Genomic DNA, 18301 nt, shown 5'->3' with positions numbered 1-18301 from the left:
AAAAATCGGCACAAGTAGCGCCTATGGCGCTTATAAAAGATAGGATCAGACATGACGCTACAAGAAGCCCTGACAAAGCCGACAATTTCAGTTGTTGATGCAGGAAAGCTGTTTTTTGGCCTTGGCCGTTGCTCAGCATATGACGCTGCCAAGCGCGGTGATTTCCAGACAATCAAAGTGGGAGGAAGAATTGTGGTGCCAGTCGCGCCGCTGGCTGCAAGCCTTGGCCTTCGTGCAAACATCGGTGGCCAATCATGACCAAGAAAGCAAAAGGCCCGACAGAGGTTGCAGCCTCAATGCCGAGCCGGAATTCAAACCAATCCAGTTAAGAACGAGAGTGAATATGACGAGCATTACCACAACAATTCAATTCATTAAAGACAGTCTCCAGCGTCAGGCAGACTATTGGGAGGGCCAGCGCGACCATTCGAGTGATGACGCTTATGAGGAAGCTGTATCGGCTCTTAATGATCTGCGTGACACGACAGACGTTATTGACGAAGCCATTCTTCAGGCTTTTAGTTCCGCTTGGGATGGCGCACTCGAACCGGAGTCGGATTGGGCTGATTTGCTTAAGAGCGTAGGCGTCAGCTTTTTCCCAGACGAGGCAGAGGGTGTTCTTCGGGAGTTTCTGAACATGGCGTCAGGCGGTGACGCATGATCGATCTTCCGTGGATGCAGATTTATGTAGGTGATGAGCTGGCGGAAGCGTCAGGCCTCAGCGCCGAGGAATATGGGGCGCATATGTTTTTGCGCCTCCATCAATGGCGACACGGTGAACTGCCGCACGATGAGGAAAGGCTTCGCCGGATTGCTCATGTGGATGCAGATCGCTGGTTTTCGATCCGTGAAACTTTAGCGCCTCTGTTTGATTTTTTATGGGTTCACAAGCGCACAGCTGACATTCGCGCACAGTCTGAAGCCAAGCATAAAAACCTGTCTGAGAACGGCAAGAAAGGCGGTCGCCCACGTAACTCTGAAAAAGCCGATGAAAAGCCTAGCTTTAATTCGGCTTTCAATCGGCCAAAAGCCGATGAAAAGCAGTCACAACCACAACCACAACCACCTTTACATTCATCTTTAAATTCAAAATCACAAACACCGTCAGATCATGGGGCTTTGGAGGATAAGAAAGCGGCATCTACGTACGCGAGCGTGAGCGGAGCGAGCGAACCTTTTCCAAAGCTTGAAAATCCAGAAGACGCCAAGGCCTTTGTCAAAAGCCTTGGTCTGCCACTGCATCATATCTCGATAGCGATCGAACGTGTGATGGCGGGGACACTTTTTCCGCGGATTGTCGAAAATTGGAAACGCGAAGCGAGGGCCGCATGAGCCAGCTTGATCTTTTCGCATGGTCCGAAACTAAGCCGTCGAATGCAATCGACGCAATGCCGAGCCTTATCCACAAGGCCGCGTTGGAAGTCATCTATAACATTCCAAACAGGCGGGGAGATGGCCACGTCATCAACCTCTCCGCGCGGAGGGCGGCATGAATGGTTTTTCCAAAACTGGTGAGATGCGTGCTGCATTTAACGCTTGTCTTCGGGATGAATCCAACCATCACAGGCTGGACACACCCCTCGGCGGTTCCACGGGCGATTTCAAGGCTGATGGGAGTTTGTGTATGTTCCTGCTCGGTGCCAAGAACACCTCAGATCCTATCGTTTATTTCCGCACGGTCGCACGAGCATTGATGGACGTATCTGTGGAGTGTCCGGAACAGGCAGCTTGGGCTGACACGTGCATTTTTCGCATTGCAGCATGGATAGCACCTGATGAAGAAGACGGCGATGGAAGCATGTGCAGCGATCACAGAAACAAACCTGATCAAAGCGAGGGCATTATGAAAAACACCGTAGAATTGTCCACTGAAACCCACGTGGAAATCTGGTCTGGCGTAAGCTCTGAGACCGGGAACACCGTCTGGATTGTCGATATGCATTTTGACGGTGGGATTGCGACCATTGCCGATTATCACACCGTTGAGGATGCCCGACAGGCCGCTCAGGAATTGCGCGATCAAGGCACTCTCGTCATTTGGAAAGGTGAGTTTTGATGCAAGGAAAACACCATCAGAAACAGGCTCTCCGCGAGCTTGAAACCATCTTTTCCAGTGATTTATTTCCGCGCACCATCGCGCTGACGATGATTGCATTTGATCGCCTCAAACGCGGCGAAACCACACCGGAGGATTTTTTTGCTGACGGCCTTCGTGGTTTGTTGCTGTGCGAATGCACTGAATCCGGTCTGGATAATGAAACTGCAATTGCTTGGACAGCTACGCTTGCAGATCAGTCGGTCGAATTAGCGATGGCGATGGTTGCTGCTCTGGATATTTCGGAAGGGAGTATGCAATGAACGCTAGACCTCAGAAAAATGCGCAGCGACAGCTCAACAGAATGTTGGATCACGTGCTTTTTGTGCAGATGGCAGCGCTTTCGTTTGCCGGGCTGTCTTTAGCCGAACACACACGTACCCCTGTCACAAGCCTGTACAGGGATCACCTGAGAGCCGCCTTGCAAAACGCATTGAGCGTTACTGGAATGGTTGATGCTGAAGCCAGCGCCCTGACCGAGAGATTTATCGAACGCGTCCAGACGCTTGCGGATGACATGGTTTCTATCATGACAGCGACAGCAACGCAGGAGGTTGCTCCGTTTTGAAAACGCCAAAACGTACACCTGTCAAAAAATGGAGTTCCAAGAAAATCGGCCAGATTGCGTTTTGGACTGGTCGGGGTCGCTCATCCAAAGAAATCGCGGAAATTCTTGGAGACAAAACAAATCCGGCAACAATTCGAGCTGTTTGGTATCGCTGGGGTCTGCCGCGTCGTAGCCGAGCACAAAAATCGGCTTTTATCACTTTTCCGGTTTCTTATAATGAGCGGCTCATCATCAATCGTCGTGCAAAGCGACTGAACGTTGCACCGGAAGATTTTATCAGGCGAGTGTCATTCTACGCTGCGAAAGATGATCTCTACCATGCAATTGTTGACGGAAGGAAGTGATGGACCATGCTTGATATTCCACCACTAATTTTCAGTCCATCTGATGCCACACTATGCGTCAAGCAGGCCACGCATGTTTCAGGCTTGTCTGATCGAGTGGTACGGCGGCTATGTCGCGAGTATCGCATCGCACAGCAAGTCAGCCCGTCAGCTTCAATCAGGATTCATGCAGCTGCTTTCTTAATGCTGATTCACAGCGACGAAGCTGCACTTGAGCTACTGAGGGGCGGAGAGCGCAATCACGCTTCAGTAGTGCGATACCTCCAAGAAGTACGAGAGATGGTGACAGACCGTAAATTTGCCGTCTGACGCAGTTGCCGAATTCGCCGGATCGGGGGAATAACCTTCGGTCCGGCGTTTTCATAAGGTCTCCGTGTGAAAATCAACATATGGAGTCCTAAAATGGACGTATCCGAAAAAGCGGTTCTGCCATTAAGGGCAGTCACGGTCACTTCTTCTCTGAGAGCTGCACTCGAGAAGCAAGCTGCGCGCTCAGGCCTTTCAATCACCGAACTTGTAACGCGTTATGCGGCCGGTGTTATTGCTCTGCGTGAAAGTGACATTTCAGGCGTATTCGAACCAGGCGATCTTGCAGACAATCAAGCTATCGCACCTCTCCTTGTGACCAACGGGAGGTTTAGCCGATGAAAGTGCTAGAAGCGGCTCTTGCAGCGCCAAGGCTCATCTTGCCCATCTTGATGTACAGCGCGACTGCTTGCATTCTGTCTGCGTAAGATTACATGAACTACCTCCCTGGTAGTCCAAGTTTTCGTCCGCCCCCCCATCACGTTGTGACCCTGTTCAGAGCGACAATCCGGCTGATCGTTGCACGGCATAATCGGAACAGGCGCGCAATATCGGCGCGGATCAACCGGTATCGAGCTGTCAAGCGAAACGAGGTGCTTTCAAAACCCATACGCGGCAATCCAGATTAAAACTGGCTACTTCACCTAGATCGTGGAACGATCATCTATGGATACGTTGCCCTCGACGAGATGTATATTTACATCGGCGATGGCAACGCAACGGGGATCGTGAGTGACCACAATACAGGTCCTCTCCTGTGAGAGTTCCCGTAAGGTTGAAAGAACCTGATGGGCGGTTTTCGCGTCTAGCGCCGAAGTAGGCTCGTCGAAGATCAACACCTCTGCATCGTGATAAAGCATACGGGCAAGGCCGATGCGCTGACGCTGGCCGCCGGACACATTCATACCGCTCTCTCCGACGCCCCGGTCAGCAAGGGTCTCATATTCGCTTTCTGAAATCCCGGCCCTTCGGAGAGCCCATAACATCCTGTCCGGATAAAAGGGAAGTCCGAGCGTAATGTTTTCCTCAATCGTAACATCGAAAACATGCACATCCTGCGTCATGTAGAAGATGCGATCGGAGTTCCTTTGTGAGTAGATCGTGCCACTATGCTGGCATAATCCAGCTAGGCAGCGGGCTAAGGTCGATTTGCCTGAGCCTGAGGCGCCACTTATCGTGGTTAGTTTACGTTCCTGAATGGTGAGTTCATCGATGTCCAGAACTATTGCCTTGTCATATGCAACCGTCAGTCCGGACACACGGAATTCGCCACTGTTTTGGAGTCGTTCATGACCGATCTTGGCTGGAACTGGTTGCGTGTCGAGAAGGTCAAGCAATTGACGTGCACTGGCAAGGCCCTGAATGAAGAGCCTGTATGCACCGGAGAATTGAAGCAACGGCGATACGATCTGCAGCAGGAGCCCGTTGACTAGCACAAGGGTCGCCACTTTTTCGCCGGTTGGAACGTTGGTTGCCATGACCGTGCCAACGGTCAATCCCATGAGAAGCGCCAGCAGCAAACCCTGCACAAGTCCGAGAATAATTCCGGGCCGCAATGAAGAGATCACTTGTTCGATGAAGCCATTTGTCGCCTTGCCGTACCTGTCGCGCGCCCAATCGCCTTGGTCAAATGAGCGGATTGTCTCGTAGGACCGCAGATTTTCGGAGAGTATCTTGTAATTCACCGATGATAATGCAAACCATTTTTCTTGAAGGATGCGCGTGCGTTCTGACAGCCGAGTGGTGGCCCATAAGAAAACGGCCAAGATGGTGATTGCCAATGCGGCCAACAATGGGTTGATACGAAATCCAATGATGACGAGTAGCACAGTAGCTTCAATGCAAACAGGCGCAAGCGCGAAAATGCCATTGTAAAGGACCGCTCGTAATCCGCTGAGCCCCCGGTCTACGGCTATAGCGTTTTCGCTCGGCGACCTTGCCTGTGATGAGGATAGAGGAATCCGGAAGAAGATGTCGATGGTGCGAAGGGCTACGGCTTTCTGTACCTCCTGTTCGAAGGAGACGTAAAAGGCGAAGCGCAATTCCTCTAGAAAACGTATGCAGAAGAACAGTGCCGCATAAGTGACCGCGCCCCATATTAGACCGCTGGCTGTGTCCTGCACACTGGCGACGATCCAAGCAAAAACAATAGGTGCCGTAACGCGAAGAGCGGAAACCACGGCGAACAGGACTGTCGAAGTGGCAAAGAGTAGGCGTGAACGCCCGCTCAGCGTTGCAACAATCTGGCGAAATGGGAATGCAGTTTGCTTCATGCGAAAGGCACAGCCCCAGTCCTGATTTGGCACTTGTAGCCAAAATTTGAAGCTGCTTGTAATTCGGCATTGCTTGCCTGGTCTTCGATTGACATGAGCGGAAATCCGGGCATGCAGAGCGTCACAACGTAGGTCAACGATGTGCACAGCCGCCCGAAGGACAATGTCTGCTGGTAGGAAAGGATATCAACAGTCTCTAAATCCGTGGGCCACTGGGAGTGTTCCCAAAAGTGGGCAGGGTCTATCATTCGGTTTTCAGCCAGCGAGGTAAACTCAATAGCGGTCTCTAGTTTGTTAAAAGAGAGATAGCCTTTAGTGATGTCATCAGCGCTTTCAACAAAATCGCTCTCGGTCGTTTCACAACCAAGACTTTGATATGTCAGCACATAAGCTTGGTAAAGTTCTATCAGAGCCTTTCTCGCCGCTTCTGAAGCATCTCGGCTGGCGGAACCACCAGCAGCAAAATAAACAGGGCCTTTAGTGTTGACATAGATAGCTAGTATGCTGCGATAAGGGGCAATGACGGAGACGTCTAAAAGAAATACGCGTGCGCTGGGGTCGGAATGATACCACTGTAGTATTCGCATCGTTTCGGCGCACTTCGTGACATCGATATCCGCGTGACGCAGTTCAGTTGCTTGGTTCAGATGTCCGAAGTACCAAAACAGCGTTAGCCCCTGTCGCTCTGCAAGCTCACACACAGCAGTTTCCAAGGCCCTATCCGGGTCTGGATGAATAGCGCAGCCGGAACTATCCCGATTGGGCATAAAACGCTCGTCAGGGTGTGGAGCGAGGGTAAGCGCCACGGCAGGAATGATAACCCTCGTGCCATCGCGTAAACGAGTTGCTTCAACACAGGCAAACTTATGATCAAGAAGGTCCGATTGCGCAGCCGCTTGAAAAAGGGATTTGAACCAAAACGATATTCCTTCTTCCAACTCATCCAGCCGGCTGTGGAAGCGTGCGGGCGGCATTCGGCTAAAAGACATTTGCCTTTCCAGTGCCTCGCCGACAGATCGCACCACGGTTTGGCGATCGTAACCGGTCGCGCAGCTGCCGCGCGTTTCCCCCATGCGACCAACCACCATTAAGGGTAGTTGCTTGTTAGCAGACTGGGAAATGTAGAAACGTGGAAAGCAGGGACCGATCATAACGCCTCCCGACCAACAAGATGGCAGATGAAGGGCCATGACACGCGTGGGTCGATGCCCATGGCAAGCGCCAGTGCTTCATCGGCAAAGCCGCCCCAAACTCGAGAGCGCAATCCGAGTTTCTCCGATTGCATGATCAGAGACTGATACATAGACCCGATCTCAATGCATGATAAACGATAACCGCGCATGCCATATTTGGCGATGGTCAATGTCGGCATGCTTGAATAGAGCACAAAGAACGCGTAGTCACGAAGTGGCTTGTTGTCACCGAGGAACAGGTGCTTTTCTATCTCTTGTTCCGGCTGTGCGTTCAGCCGTTCAAGTTGCTGTGCGCGCGGAAGATAATGATAGACACCGCGTTCAAGTCCATAGACATGCTTGGTGTAGATCGTGACCTGACCGCTATACATCGCCCCGCCGCTTGGATAAGGGCGCGTGTGAGGTGCATCCTGTGATTCACCAAACGAAGCGGCGAGCAAATGCATCAATGATTCATATGCAAGACCTTCAAGGGCGCAGAAAGCGGACGCTGAAGATTTTCGAGACTTCTCAACGGGGGTCGAATGTTTTGATGGCTCAATTCGTTCCCCACCGAATACGTGCTCCATCCACTGAAAAGAACTAATATGTTCGTCGCTCAGATTTGTTACAGATGGCGGCATAGCTGACCATGGGACGCTGTCGCGATGGTGCGCGCGGGTGTGAAATACGTAGGCATCGCGCAAGATGCGCCGATCAATGTGATCGGCTGCCACATTAGATTCTATCTCATGCATTGTGGTGTGCTCCATCCGCCTGGTTCACGGGGTAACGATGAATGCAATCGCACAGAGGAGAGAAAGGAACTCGGACTGATTGACGGTTCAGGGCAGTGAAATCGATGATTGACGCCATGAGCGGATCGAACGGCGCAAACCCACCGAAACCCATTCCAGTCAAAGCATCTGTATGCTGCCTTAAATACCTTAGAACAAAGGCTATATCCAAATCAGCCAATGGGATATGTGGTTCCGTTGTCCCCAAGCTGCGGGCCAAGCTATAGACATCAGACAAGCCCATCACAGTGTCTTTAGGATCATAGAATACTCGGTCAAGAGCAAAGTCGATTACACACATTGGACACGGCAAGCTTGAGTTTGCCGACCAGACAGAGCTGACCACAAAATTGTTCCGCGCCAGAAATCCAATTACAAGCCGACTTACGCCCGGTTGATGCTGCATGGTGTTTCGCACCATATCTTCGTCCGGCGTCCCTTCAAACAACAGCACGTTTACATCTGCTTTTGGTGCCATCGGATGATTCGATAATTCAAAATTGAGTACTCGTGCCACTTCGGCCAGCCTGTTTGATGACGTTATGACCGACAGAGAGGAGGGAGTAAGCTTCGTTTCGGACACGATGCCTAGAACCTCACCAAGATATGCCAGCACTTCCTTGCCGTCATCGCCGATATGTCTTTTGAGCAAAATATATAGGTCGTCTTTTGAAACCAAGCCTTGTCGCGGAAGCGCCGTGATAAGGCGGCAGACGTTCGCTTCGTTGATTTCAAAAAAACCTCGGCTTGTCTGCACCAGAAGCCCATTCTGGAACGGATTGAGCCCAAAAGATTGTATACAGTACATGCCCTGTTCCACCGAATGGAGTCCCCCGACATAGAAGATGCCGGGGTGACTAATTTACAATGCAGCGCTGTTAGTTTGCGCTGTTGTTGCAGGAAGCACAGTTACTCGGAGACTGATTGCTGAGACGAGTTTTCAGGGCGTCGACGTTCTTCGAAAGCGTTTTGCCATACTTATTAGTCATTGTTGTATTCTCCTATGGTGTTAAGTCGCGACAATGAGCCGCCAACTCTTTCATCAAAGTGTTTTTATGACTAATTGTATATCCTTATTAATTGCCTAAAATTTAAATGCTTTCTTCAACTTGTAGCTAATCAAACACAACCTTGGAGAGTTCGCGCGCAAGCCGACGATCTTAGGAGTTTACAACTCAGATTTTAGTTGCATATACTATTCCGAATATTTGGGGAGAAGTGGAGTGAACCCCATTGGCTGGACCAGCGAAGCTCGAAACTAAACCGCCTGCTGGGTAAGTCGGGTTTTAAATTCTACTGGTGATCGATAGCCAAGAGCTGAGTGTATCCGTTTGGCATTGTAAACCTCTTCTATGTACCGGGGTAATCGTTCCGCAATGTCAGCGAAGGGTTCGTAGTCTTTACGCTCCCCGAATTCGTGGCCCGATGCTGTGTTTCGGCCCTTTAATTGCGTCTCCTTGTCAAGCATGTGCTAAATCCTTGCCGGGGTCATGGTCCTTTCCGAGGTCAGCACCTCATGATGATGTTCGGGTCGGATGCCTCAACGTGTGGAGCGCTGTGCGGCGGGGGCCGCCAACAGCGGACACTGGCGAGTTTCCTAAGCGTGGCGTAAGCAATTTCGATTCCATGGACCGTAAGCATGTATTCGGGAACGTCTTTTCTACGTAGACGTGGACGATTTAAGAGAAAAGCCATCGGTACAGGTGTGTTTTTCGTTTCGATATCCATTTTTTATTCCCTTTTTTAAATTAACGTCAGATGTATGAAGAACCTTTTCTGAACCGCATCAGACGCCGGATTCAGCTAGGGTTCAAAACCTTCGTAATCGTTAGAATTCCTGAAAATACTAACGATGGAGGCCAGAATGGCACGGACGTTAATCGGTGAACTCTTGCTCCGAGTGAAAGCTGATACAAAAGAGGCTCAGACCGTCAGCAATGCGCTTCGGCAAATTGAGCAGGATTCCAAACGCTTAAATGCCACCCCTTGGGGTCTGGGAATGCAGCGCCAGCTTGATAAACTGAAGGCCACTCCGCGAGAGTTGGATCTCGTGCGGCGCAGCTGGGATAATTTGATTAGCGGTTTTCAATCTCGAAATCTCAACGCCGCTATGCGCAAAAACGACATCTCAGTTTGGCGTCAATCAACAGTATCCCATCTGACCGCTGTTCGGGCAGAATGGAAACGCCTTGGGGATGGTCAAGAGTCTGCAATGCGGCGTTTCCGTGAGGCTGCTCGATTTGGCGCAGGCACACTTGGCGTTTACGGTGCCACACATGCAGCAGCCAGAGGTGGACGCGAAGCGCTGACAGCCGCTTCACGCGAACGGGTCCAGCAAGCCGAAATGAAATATGCTGGCCTGTCCGAAAGTGAGCGTGGAAAGATCGATATGTCGGCAGATAAGTACGTTTCGAAATACAATTTGAATAAGGCTGAAGTCCTTGAGGTTTTGAAGGACTCGTCTCTTAACGCCATCGATACAGATACCGCCTTGAGCATGGCTGACCCGATGATGCGGGCCATGCTTGTCCTGAAGAACCTTTTTGGCAAAGAGGGTGCGGTGGATGGTCTCCGTGCCTTTAACAAGGCCATGGACAATCGTGGTGTTCAAGAGCCACAGCGATACGAGAAGATGCTCGATAGTTATTTGCGAATGCAACAAATTATCGGCAAAGATATCGATCCTGAAGCTTTCGCGCAGATGCAAAAGTACGGGCGAGCGCCCGGTAAGGCATATGGCGACAACTTCATGTCATTATGGGGCCCACTTATGGCGGCGGAAACAGGGGGTTCTGACGCGGGCAGTAAGATGCGTGCTGCATTCGATAATCTGGCAAGTGGTAAGTCCGCAAAGTATGCACTCGATCTCCAAGATGAATTGGGTTTAAGGCAAGGGGTTGTCAGAAATTCAAAGGGCAAGATCGTAGAATCCGGCACGCTCACTGAAGCAGATCGTTTCTTCGCTAATCCTTTGGAGTGGATGCATGGCGTTGTAATGCCAGCGTTGAAAAAGAAGGGGATTGACACAGACAACCCCGGCGAGGTCGCAGCCTATGTTGGAAAAATCATGTCGAACCGACTTGGTGGCGACATGCTTGCCGCTGCTCTTCAACAGTTCGACCAATACCAGAGACAGGTGGAGAAGCGTGGTCCGAATGCTTACGGTCTGAAGGCGGCAGATACCATTCAGGCAGAAAACCCGTTTGCTGCGTTCGATGCGTTCAAAGACGCTATGTCAAATTTATCGGCAGCTGTTATGCCGATGGATACGATCTCGTCTGGGTTGAACACGATGGCCAGCGTGATCAATAACTTCCAGCAGTCACTTCGTGACGGCAACCCTGTCGCGTGGGGCGGGTTGGCACTCGGCGGAACAGTCGCTGTGGGCGGACCTGTCGCAATGCTCGTCAAAGCTGGGTGGGATCTAATCACTGCTGGTACGGCTTTGAAAGGCTCCGCGGCTGCCCTTGATGCTGCTGCTGCGCGCCTTGGTGCGTCTGGCGGCGGCATTCCAGGTAATCCAGAAACTAAAACACCTGCCGGGGGAAATGGAGCATGGTCAGCCATCACTGCTGCGCTGGGCAAGGCCGCAACAGTAGGAGCAGGCTTAACGACTGCAACCAGCTTATTGTCACACAGTCCAGGAGATACATTCGAAGAGCAAGTATCTATCCAGGCAAATCGTAAAGACGGCCTGAAACGCGACCTGAATCGCTATTTCGGATGGGCAGCTGACCGTGACTTTTGGCTTGGCGACAGTTCAACCAGCCTTCGCGACAAGCTCAGCATTGATACTGGCGGCACTTTCGCGAGCAACAGAGAATCGTCTGGGAACTCGATCGCGCCGCACGTGGATGGCGAGCAGGCTGTAGAACAGGCCCGCAGCACGGCGGAGGATATCCAAAACGCGCTGAATGTCACTGTTGGGCCAACTGTTGACCTCGCCGGACTGAGTGCGTTGCAAGCCAAATTGCAGGCGTGTGTTGCTACCCTTCAGCAGTTAGCCGTTGGCATTCCTTCAACTGTCGCTGATCTCAACAGCCAGCTCAATAGATCGTTCGCCGATCACCAAATCACACCATAAGGAAACTTCCGATGGCGCTGATAATACTTGGCCTGGAGATCTTCGAGCCTGATTGCTAAGACATAAGGCCGGGTCTATCCGGCCTTATTGCCATGGTCATGCCATGGTCTCGGTTGGTCTGATCGATGATTTATGCGAATAAGCTGCTTTCGATCTCGAGTCACCCATGGAGAACCATTTGTCGGATATACTTAGATCGTCATGGTTAGTGGGTATTGTCATCGGAGTAGCGGTTCTGTTCTCCAGCAAGTATCTGTTAGGCCCGAATACATGCCAAGATGGGTGGCAATCGTCGTCAATTGGCTCACGAGGAGCGTGTTCTCATCATGGCGGAGTAGATGGTACGAAGGATTTTCTGTCGATTATGGCGGGACTGTTCTGGGGGGTGCAGCAGGCATGTGGCGAAGCGAACGCAATACGAAAGTGCCGCCCAAGCCCAAAAAGGCTCCGCCGCTTCCACAAATCGCTGCGGCTGGAAAACTTGCGTCCCTTGATCCGGCTACGGAAGGCGTTAATGGTCGTGATGGCTGTCATGATACCTGCGTAAACGAGCCTGATTCAGAGAGTAAAATGCGAATTCTTACAATGCAGTCGGCCGACCACGTTGCCTCAGAGCTCGCAAAGGCCGAGGTCGCTAGAAAAAAAAGGAATAGGCTCAGAGCTTATAGGAGCTAATTTGACTGGCTGCTTCTATCATTAAAGACATAACTCACAATGACAGTTCTGCCCGTGACAAGTCCCCTTGTTTTGGCGCGAGACTCGCGCTTGTATTCCTGATGGGTGATGGAGGGGTGACATGTTGAGAACAATTACGATATTGGCCGCGGTTTACGTAGCGCTGGTAATCTGGTGGCCAGAAACATCATCGACTTACGTTTGCAATGGCGAATTGATTAAGAGCGATGGCACAGGGGCCAATCCCAAACAGTATTCTGCGAAAGTAGTCCGTTATCAACCTTGGATTTTGTGGGCTGTGAACAAAGGAGATGTCATAACCGAGAACGCCTTGGGCTTTTTCGATTTTCGTCCCGCCACCTTCACGTCACTTGAAGCCTACTTTGATAGTGACGGCGAACACAGATCATACTTTTCCTTGGTGTCGCACCGCATCGTTATCTATTTCAAGGATAGCCGAGAATTTCGCGGGCGCTGTGAACTTACATAAAGGATCATCAGCTTGGAGCTCTCGGTAATTACCGAATCAGGCTTGAGCAGTGGCCGTTTTAAATTGCTCCGTTCTGATCGCTTTACGGCTGCGCTGCATTCTTGCACCGTGCCGTGCCCTTTAGCGAAGACCACGTGACATCCTACTGTATCGCAGCGGCCATCTTGCACGATGCATGTATTTTTCCTGCGCCCGGATTATTGTGACAAACGATTCTTAGGCACCTGAAAGGCCCGGATGGAAAAACGTGAGCAGTCAGCGACAGAAGTTCTGGCCGGTCTTGTTGAACGCGTAACGTTCCACAATGATGAGAACGGCTTCGCTGTCCTTCGCGTCAAGGCACGCGGCAAGCGTGACCTGATTACCGTAGTCGGCCATGCCGCCGTGATTTCCGCCGGTGAATTTATTCAGGCGAGTGGTGAGTGGAGCAACGACCGTCAGCATGGCTTGCAGTTCCGGGCGCGTTTTCTCAAAGCCATGCCGCCGACGACTGAAGAGGGAATAGAAAAATATCTTAGCTCCGGCATGATCCGGGGTATCGGTCCTGTCTATGCGAAGAAGCTAGTCAGGGCTTTTGGCGACAAGGTGTTCGATGTCATTGAAGCAGAACCGGAACGCTTGCGTGAGGTCACAGGCATTGGTCCTAAGCGCGCGGAAGGCATCATCGCCGGTTGGGCGGAGCAACGCGTCATCCGCGAGATCATGATTTTCCTGCATACCAACGGTGTCGGCACCTCAAGGGCGGTTAGGATCTACAAGACCTACGGCAATGATGCAGTGCATCTCATCTCGGAAGATCCGTACCGGCTGGCACGCGATATTCGCGGCATCGGGTTCCGCACCGCCGATGCTGTCGCCATGAAACTCGGTATAGAGAAGACAGCCATGATCCGGGCGCGTGCCGGTATCTCATATGCCCTCACCGAAGCTCTGAACGATGGTCACTGCGGCTTGCCACGTGATGAACTCATGCCGTTGGCCGTGAAACTCCTGGATATCCCTGAAAGTATTGTCATAGATGCGCTTGCGTTAGAGCTTGGCGGTGACACGGTGATAGCCGATACCGTCGACGGCCGCTCTTGCATCTTTCTGGCCGGGCTTTATCGGGCTGAACAATCCATTGTGGCTCGGCTAAGATCGCTGCTGGCGGGTTCTCAGCCTTGGCCGTTGATAGATGTCGACAAAGCCTTCCCATGGGTTGAGCAGAAAACCGGGCTGACGCTGGCCGAAAGTCAGAAGAACGCTGTGCGGGTGGCTCTGGCGTCCAAGGTTATGGTGATTACCGGCGGACCCGGTGTCGGCAAGACGACATTGGTTAATTCAATCCTGAGAATTCTCGCTGCAAAGCATGTCAACCTCCTGCTCTGCGCACCAACGGGACGTGCTGCAAAACGCATGACCGAAACCACAGGACGGGAAGCAAAAACAATTCACCGCCTGCTAGAAGTCGATCCCAAAAACGGTAGCTTTAAGCGCAACGAGGAAAATGCTCTCGAATGCGATCTTCTGGTGATCGATGAAACCTCTATGGTTGATGTGCTACTTATGAACTCCCTGCTGAAGGCAGTCCCTAACAATGCGGCCGTCATCTTCGTTGGTGACGTCGACCAGCTTCCGCCAGTCGGTCCGGGCCAGGCACTGGCAGACATCATTGCCAGCAAGGCGGTTCCTGTCGTGCATCTCACGGAGGTGTTCCGGCAAGCGGCAGAGAGCCAGATCATCCAGAATGCACATCGCATCAATGCCGGAAAGCTTCCTGATCTCACCAAACCCGATCATGAAACCGATTTTTATTTCATTCCTGCCGACACGCCGGATGCAGCCATAGCGCGATTGGTCGAAATCGTAAAAGAACGTATCCCCCGCAGGTTCGGCGTCGATCCAATGCGCGATATTCAGGTGCTCTGCCCAATGAACCGGGGTGGCGTCGGTGCTCGTTCGCTCAACATCGAACTTCAAAAGACCTTAAACCCGCATGGCGAGCCACGTGTGGAAAAATTCGGTACGACCTTCGCCGTAGGTGACAAGGTGATGCAAATTGAAAACGATTATGACAAGGAGGTCTATAACGGCGACATCGGCTATGTCGAAGGCATCGACATTGACGCAGGCGAAATGATCATAGGGTTCGACGAGCGCCCTATCTCCTACCTGTTCGGTGAGCTTGATCAGATTGTTCTGGCCTACGCGACGACGATCCACAAATCACAGGGATCGGAATATCCAGTCGTCGTTATCCCGGTTCTCACCCAACACTACGCCATGCTCCAACGAAACCTGATTTATACTGGTGTCACGCGTGGAAAACGTCTCGTTATCCTGCTCGGACAGAAAAAGGCCATTGCCATGGCTGTGAGGAATACAGCCGGAAGGCGGCGTTGGTCAAAGCTGAGAGAATGGCTCACGTGAGCGGTCTGGTTAGACGACTGCCTTACGTTGACTTTCGTCATTAGTCCGTCACCAACAGGGTACTGCCTTTTCATACCTGTTTCACAATCGTCCAAAAGCCGGACTTACGGCCATGGAGCTTTTGCAAGTCAGCACGGTAATCAGAATGTGAAATAACGCCGTTGATAGCCGTGGCTTCTGTATCCGACTTTGATGCCAAACCATCAAGCTTCTTGAGGTAACGTGCCGCATGTGGATAAGCTTTCGAACGGGCCCGTGCGAGAATATCGTCAAGAAGTGCGCGGTAAAGGATGACAGCCGCTAATGGATAATCGTGCTGTAAAGAATCCGCTACCGGCGGCAGCATGTAATATTGGTGACCGTCCCATTCATCTTGATGCTCGATGATCAACTGTGCAGCAAGGTCATGCCTTGGCCATTCCATTAAAAACGATAGCGCATTGTAGATGTGCTTTGATGACAAAGCATGTGAAAAGGCGCAGTCGAGGACGGAAAATTCCTCGAAATCCGGCAACGCAGCCACATATTCCTTCAATATTGCGGTATCGAGCGACGTCTTGAACGCAGACCACCGCAAAGACTGCGCGGCTTCCTTGTCGTCGAGAGCTTCCAATATTTTCGCCTCAAGGCTCGTTCTCTGCGAGGCTGTTGGATCTCGTGGCAGCCAGCCGTCGGCCAAATCGGCAGCATCCATATACCTTACGCCCGGATTATTCGGACGCCTGATCCAGTTGAGCGCCTCCTTTGCCTTGCCAGCTTCGAGAAGGCGTCGAGCGATGCCGACCGTATCCTGCGAATTCGGATGCTTCTTTTCCTCAAGAGCGATCAGTCCGTCGAGATCGCCAAGTCCGTCGGCCACAAGTTGCCTGACATCGCGATATTGAGAAGCATTGGAAAAGATGTACCGGTCTTTTGATTTGGCATCTTTCGCTTCCTGCTCCCTCTGCATCACCGCTAAATCAGCATCCCATTTTCGTAACGTTACTTCCGGCAGGCGTTCAACCACCTGTTGCGCCACGTTGACCAGATAGCCATGGCTGCTTTTGCCCAGCGCCAACATGATTCTGCCCGGCAAAAGAGATGCTTCGTCCTCGGTCAGCTTTTTCGTAAGTCCACCAAGCGCCGCAATGGACAGATAATAGACATTCTGAATATGACCGGAAGAGTCGTCCACCCGCTCGAATACCTGTTCATGTGTGGCGATGAAACGTAACAGGCGGTCAATAGCCATGAGAGGAGCGGCTTCGCCCAGTTCGCCTGAAATTGTTGCTACTGTCGCTGTCAGGTCATCACGAAATGGCCGTACCTTTTCCCATTCAATGAAACTGCGCGCCTTTTCTAGCGCACCAAGCCGCCTGTCAACGATTTTGGCGACGGCCTCCGGGCCTTTCTGCCCTGCAAGCGCGGCAGACACCAATTTGCGAAATGCGCTGTTACCCAGGGCTTCGTCCAACACCAGTCGCGCAAGCTTCTCAGTCCCAAGTTCGGCTAATGTCTCCACCGAAAGTGCGGGTTTGCGTGCCATGACAATACTTCCAGCTGAAAATGAATGTGATCCGATCCACTTTTGCCAGAAGCTAACTGGTCAAGACAAGTCATTTTGACTGGACGATTGAAAGCCAGCGGCTACAGCGCCAAACGTTCCCTGATTTTGCGAGCCAATTGAGGTCTCAGAAGTGTGCTCCTGCTACTGGAAGTGCTTCTTTTCAATAGTTTAGGTTAGGTACTTCCCCTTAACAGGGAGGAACCCCCTTTAAGCAAATAACTTCGCAGATTATCTGGGATGCTGCGCCCCGCAGGCCATGCAAGACATATACGGTCCCTAAAGCTTTCTCGATGCATCGCATTTACCCCAGACGAGGTCGCACACGCGCATTCACACATCATCATGTAGGTGCTAGCCTTCACAACAAACGCCACTCCACGGCCTTCCTAGAGAGTAGTTGTAAGGTGTAGTTGCATGATGCTTGGCTTAGTAGATGCCCCTTGCCTATTGCTCTCTCTCGTCAGCTTTGCACCCCATGGGCGTTGGCACATCTAGCCCTATGCATATGAGGCATGAGGTAAGGCGGCTTGATGCTGAAGGGGATAGAGAACGGCATGGACATTTCGGCTTGCGTTGCCTTGCATATGTCGCGTTGCGCACATATCGCCTATCATCATAGGCCAGCGACGAACCACTCATAGCGGTCGGGTCACTGAGAGCGGCGGGCGGGTCTTTTGCACGGCGTTCACACTCGATGAAATACTGGCGAGCCCGTTTACCCTTCTCGTTGCGCTCGACCATCGAAAGCTCTTTCGCCATGTCGAGCGAGAGGTGGTATTCCTTGGATGGACGCCCGCCAGAGCTTTCGCTCAAAAATGAGCAAAAGTCTTTTCCGTCTTCAAATCCGTAGTCTGCAATGCGCCGGGCAATCCAATCCTTAAAGACCGACCCTACTTCCAAGAAATAGTGCAGATCGCGGGCGTTAACCGTCTGGATTGAGCCTTCGCCTACAAAAGAGCCCCCGCCGAAGCGGGGGTATGCGCGCCTATAGAGTCTCAGCCGGTAGCGGTGAGAACCTGTCAGGCGGATAGATATCTGGGCGAAGCTCGCAACAAGGAATGCCCGTTAAAGCCTCCACATCTAAAACACGTTCGGCAGGAATCCGTTTCCACCCATAAAGGGCTGTATGTTTAATGCCCAGCGCATGAGCAAGCAGAGTGACACCGCCAGCATTCTCGATTGCAAGCCCTACCTGCGCCTGTAATGCTTCAGCATCAACCGTGCGTATTGGCATTGGCACGACAACCGTGCGGCGGGGCATCTCCTGTTTCGGGAGGGGCTGCTCACTATTCCCGCCCGGAGCCTCGATTTCCTGTAACCAGTTGGCGACGTCGTGCTCTCGCCAGCGTACACAGGTTGGGCTTAACCTTAAAGGGCGTGGGAACTTCTGCTCGTCCATCCATTTGTAGACAGTTGATTTCCCGATGCTGATGGCTTTGCAAACCTCGTCTATTGAAAGAAGCGTGGGTATCGCAGTCATATGTTTGTCTCCATTTTGATTAACGACACCCATCACTACAAGATTCGGCTTTGACGCTTATC

The 18301-nt window shown here is 51.8% G+C and carries 20 protein-coding genes; 13 read left to right on the top strand and 7 right to left on the bottom strand.

All coding sequences use genetic code 11. The annotated features are described in order from the left end of the window. Nucleotides 1-51 precede the first annotated feature (51 nt). The 9 genes from OIV19_RS03460 to OIV19_RS03420 all read left to right on the top strand — a co-directional run bounded on the left by OIV19_RS03460 (nt 52) and on the right by OIV19_RS03420 (nt 3655). Nucleotides 52-258 (top strand): hypothetical protein, encoded by a 207-nt coding sequence (locus tag OIV19_RS03460; RefSeq protein ID WP_264230693.1) that lies wholly within the window; start codon nt 52-54, stop codon nt 256-258. A gap of 85 nt (nt 259-343) precedes the next feature. Continuing rightward, nucleotides 344-661 (top strand): hypothetical protein, encoded by a 318-nt coding sequence (locus tag OIV19_RS03455; RefSeq protein ID WP_264230692.1) that lies wholly within the window; start codon nt 344-346, stop codon nt 659-661. Further along, nucleotides 658-1332: a DUF1376 domain-containing protein gene (locus tag OIV19_RS03450; RefSeq protein WP_264230691.1), complete on the top strand. Its 675-nt coding sequence runs from the start codon at nt 658-660 to the stop codon at nt 1330-1332. Before OIV19_RS03455 ends, OIV19_RS03450 begins: the two co-directional genes overlap by 4 nt. Continuing rightward, nucleotides 1329-1493, top strand: a complete 165-nt coding sequence (locus tag OIV19_RS03445; protein ID WP_264230690.1) for a hypothetical protein — start codon at nt 1329-1331, stop codon at nt 1491-1493. The genes OIV19_RS03450 and OIV19_RS03445 overlap by 4 nt, the downstream gene beginning before the upstream one ends. Next, nucleotides 1490-2056, top strand: a complete 567-nt coding sequence (locus OIV19_RS03440) for a hypothetical protein (protein WP_264230689.1) — start codon at nt 1490-1492, stop codon at nt 2054-2056. Before OIV19_RS03445 ends, OIV19_RS03440 begins: the two co-directional genes overlap by 4 nt. Next, entirely contained in the window at nt 2056-2358 is a 303-nt protein-coding gene (locus OIV19_RS03435; protein WP_264230688.1) for a hypothetical protein, read from the top strand. Before OIV19_RS03440 ends, OIV19_RS03435 begins: the two co-directional genes overlap by 1 nt. Then, nucleotides 2355-2663: a hypothetical protein gene (locus OIV19_RS03430; RefSeq protein ID WP_264230687.1), complete on the top strand. Its 309-nt coding sequence runs from the start codon at nt 2355-2357 to the stop codon at nt 2661-2663. The genes OIV19_RS03435 and OIV19_RS03430 overlap by 4 nt, the downstream gene beginning before the upstream one ends. Beyond that, a complete protein-coding gene (locus tag OIV19_RS03425) occupies nt 2660-3007 on the top strand; it encodes a hypothetical protein (protein WP_264230686.1) in 348 nt (115 codons plus the stop codon). The genes OIV19_RS03430 and OIV19_RS03425 overlap by 4 nt, the downstream gene beginning before the upstream one ends. A gap of 402 nt (nt 3008-3409) precedes the next feature. Then, nucleotides 3410-3655 carry a hypothetical protein gene (locus OIV19_RS03420; protein WP_264230685.1) on the top strand — a complete coding sequence of 82 codons (246 nt, stop codon included), beginning with the start codon at nt 3410-3412 and terminating at the stop codon, nt 3653-3655. Between the two features lie 302 nt (nt 3656-3957). On the opposite strand, the gene OIV19_RS03415 is transcribed toward OIV19_RS03420, so the two are convergent. From OIV19_RS03415 to OIV19_RS03400, 4 genes are read right to left on the bottom strand one after another with little or no spacing between them, the layout of a single operon-like run. After that, nucleotides 3958-5586 (bottom strand): ABC transporter ATP-binding protein, encoded by a 1629-nt coding sequence (locus OIV19_RS03415; RefSeq protein ID WP_264230684.1) that lies wholly within the window; start codon nt 5584-5586, stop codon nt 3958-3960. After that, entirely contained in the window at nt 5583-6737 is a 1155-nt protein-coding gene (locus OIV19_RS03410; RefSeq protein ID WP_264230683.1) for a YcaO-like family protein, read from the bottom strand. Before OIV19_RS03410 ends, OIV19_RS03415 begins: the two co-directional genes overlap by 4 nt. Beyond that, on the bottom strand, nt 6734-7516 hold the full coding sequence (locus OIV19_RS03405) for a SagB/ThcOx family dehydrogenase (RefSeq protein WP_264230682.1): 783 nt from the start codon (nt 7514-7516) through the stop codon (nt 6734-6736). Before OIV19_RS03405 ends, OIV19_RS03410 begins: the two co-directional genes overlap by 4 nt. Continuing rightward, complete coding sequence (locus tag OIV19_RS03400) at nt 7509-8375, bottom strand: hypothetical protein (RefSeq protein ID WP_264230681.1); 867 nt, start codon at nt 8373-8375, stop codon at nt 7509-7511. The genes OIV19_RS03405 and OIV19_RS03400 overlap by 8 nt, the downstream gene beginning before the upstream one ends. A 1044-nt stretch (nt 8376-9419) precedes the next feature. Between OIV19_RS03400 and OIV19_RS03395 the strand changes: the two genes are divergently transcribed. The 4 genes from OIV19_RS03395 to recD2 all read left to right on the top strand — a co-directional run bounded on the left by OIV19_RS03395 (nt 9420) and on the right by recD2 (nt 15213). Beyond that, nucleotides 9420-11639 carry a hypothetical protein gene (locus OIV19_RS03395; RefSeq protein ID WP_264230680.1) on the top strand — a complete coding sequence of 740 codons (2220 nt, stop codon included), beginning with the start codon at nt 9420-9422 and terminating at the stop codon, nt 11637-11639. A gap of 166 nt (nt 11640-11805) precedes the next feature. Further along, the gene (locus tag OIV19_RS03390) at nt 11806-12186 is read left to right on the top strand and encodes a DUF3761 domain-containing protein (RefSeq protein WP_498831026.1); all 381 of its coding nucleotides are present in this window, start codon (nt 11806-11808) and stop codon (nt 12184-12186) included. Nucleotides 12187-12435: 249 nt separating this feature from the next. Beyond that, nucleotides 12436-12804, top strand: coding sequence for a hypothetical protein (locus OIV19_RS03385; protein WP_264230679.1), 369 nt, complete (start codon nt 12436-12438; stop codon nt 12802-12804). Between the two features lie 237 nt (nt 12805-13041). Continuing rightward, nucleotides 13042-15213, top strand: coding sequence for an SF1B family DNA helicase RecD2 (recD2, locus tag OIV19_RS03380; protein ID WP_264230678.1), 2172 nt, complete (start codon nt 13042-13044; stop codon nt 15211-15213). Between the two features lie 70 nt (nt 15214-15283). Here recD2 and OIV19_RS03375 read toward each other — a convergent pair whose 3' ends face one another. The 3 genes from OIV19_RS03375 to OIV19_RS03365 all read right to left on the bottom strand — a co-directional run bounded on the left by OIV19_RS03375 (nt 15284) and on the right by OIV19_RS03365 (nt 18239). Further along, on the bottom strand, nt 15284-16738 hold the full coding sequence (locus OIV19_RS03375; protein WP_264230677.1) for a DUF6880 family protein: 1455 nt from the start codon (nt 16736-16738) through the stop codon (nt 15284-15286). Nucleotides 16739-17203: 465 nt separating this feature from the next. Continuing rightward, nucleotides 17204-17695 carry an antA/AntB antirepressor family protein gene (locus OIV19_RS03370; protein WP_319637584.1) on the bottom strand — a complete coding sequence of 164 codons (492 nt, stop codon included), beginning with the start codon at nt 17693-17695 and terminating at the stop codon, nt 17204-17206. A 49-nt stretch (nt 17696-17744) separates the two neighbouring features. Beyond that, complete coding sequence (locus tag OIV19_RS03365; RefSeq protein WP_264230676.1) at nt 17745-18239, bottom strand: YdaS family helix-turn-helix protein; 495 nt, start codon at nt 18237-18239, stop codon at nt 17745-17747. Nucleotides 18240-18301 lie beyond the last annotated feature (62 nt).

Source organism: Brucella sp. HL-2 (assembly GCF_025846885.2).
In the GTDB taxonomy this organism is placed as follows: Bacteria; Pseudomonadota; Alphaproteobacteria; order Rhizobiales; family Rhizobiaceae; genus Brucella; species Brucella quorumnocens.
Note: the sequence above shows the minus strand (reverse complement) of the source record. Positions and strands in the feature narration are given on the sequence as shown.

What these genes read in the sequence shown, in the direction of transcription:
- OIV19_RS03460 (WP_264230693.1), top strand. Translation starts at nt 52, where the DNA reads ATGACGCTACAAGAAGCCCTGACAAAGCCGACAATTTCAGTTGTTGAT.
- OIV19_RS03455 (WP_264230692.1), top strand. Translation starts at nt 344, where the DNA reads ATGACGAGCATTACCACAACAATTCAATTCATTAAAGACAGTCTCCAG.
- OIV19_RS03450 (WP_264230691.1), top strand. Translation starts at nt 658, where the DNA reads ATGATCGATCTTCCGTGGATGCAGATTTATGTAGGTGATGAGCTGGCG.
- OIV19_RS03445 (WP_264230690.1), top strand. Translation starts at nt 1,329, where the DNA reads ATGAGCCAGCTTGATCTTTTCGCATGGTCCGAAACTAAGCCGTCGAAT.
- OIV19_RS03440 (WP_264230689.1), top strand. Translation starts at nt 1,490, where the DNA reads ATGAATGGTTTTTCCAAAACTGGTGAGATGCGTGCTGCATTTAACGCT.
- OIV19_RS03435 (WP_264230688.1), top strand. Translation starts at nt 2,056, where the DNA reads ATGCAAGGAAAACACCATCAGAAACAGGCTCTCCGCGAGCTTGAAACC.
- OIV19_RS03430 (WP_264230687.1), top strand. Translation starts at nt 2,355, where the DNA reads ATGAACGCTAGACCTCAGAAAAATGCGCAGCGACAGCTCAACAGAATG.
- OIV19_RS03420 (WP_264230685.1), top strand. Translation starts at nt 3,410, where the DNA reads ATGGACGTATCCGAAAAAGCGGTTCTGCCATTAAGGGCAGTCACGGTC.
- OIV19_RS03415 (WP_264230684.1), bottom strand. Translation starts at nt 5,586, where the DNA reads ATGAAGCAAACTGCATTCCCATTTCGCCAGATTGTTGCAACGCTGAGC.
- OIV19_RS03410 (WP_264230683.1), bottom strand. Translation starts at nt 6,737, where the DNA reads ATGATCGGTCCCTGCTTTCCACGTTTCTACATTTCCCAGTCTGCTAAC.
- OIV19_RS03405 (WP_264230682.1), bottom strand. Translation starts at nt 7,516, where the DNA reads ATGCATGAGATAGAATCTAATGTGGCAGCCGATCACATTGATCGGCGC.
- OIV19_RS03395 (WP_264230680.1), top strand. Translation starts at nt 9,420, where the DNA reads ATGGCACGGACGTTAATCGGTGAACTCTTGCTCCGAGTGAAAGCTGAT.
- OIV19_RS03390 (WP_498831026.1), top strand. Translation starts at nt 11,806, where the DNA reads ATGGAGAACCATTTGTCGGATATACTTAGATCGTCATGGTTAGTGGGT.
- OIV19_RS03385 (WP_264230679.1), top strand. Translation starts at nt 12,436, where the DNA reads ATGTTGAGAACAATTACGATATTGGCCGCGGTTTACGTAGCGCTGGTA.
- recD2 (WP_264230678.1), top strand. Translation starts at nt 13,042, where the DNA reads ATGGAAAAACGTGAGCAGTCAGCGACAGAAGTTCTGGCCGGTCTTGTT.
- OIV19_RS03375 (WP_264230677.1), bottom strand. Translation starts at nt 16,738, where the DNA reads ATGGCACGCAAACCCGCACTTTCGGTGGAGACATTAGCCGAACTTGGG.
- OIV19_RS03365 (WP_264230676.1), bottom strand. Translation starts at nt 18,239, where the DNA reads ATGACTGCGATACCCACGCTTCTTTCAATAGACGAGGTTTGCAAAGCC.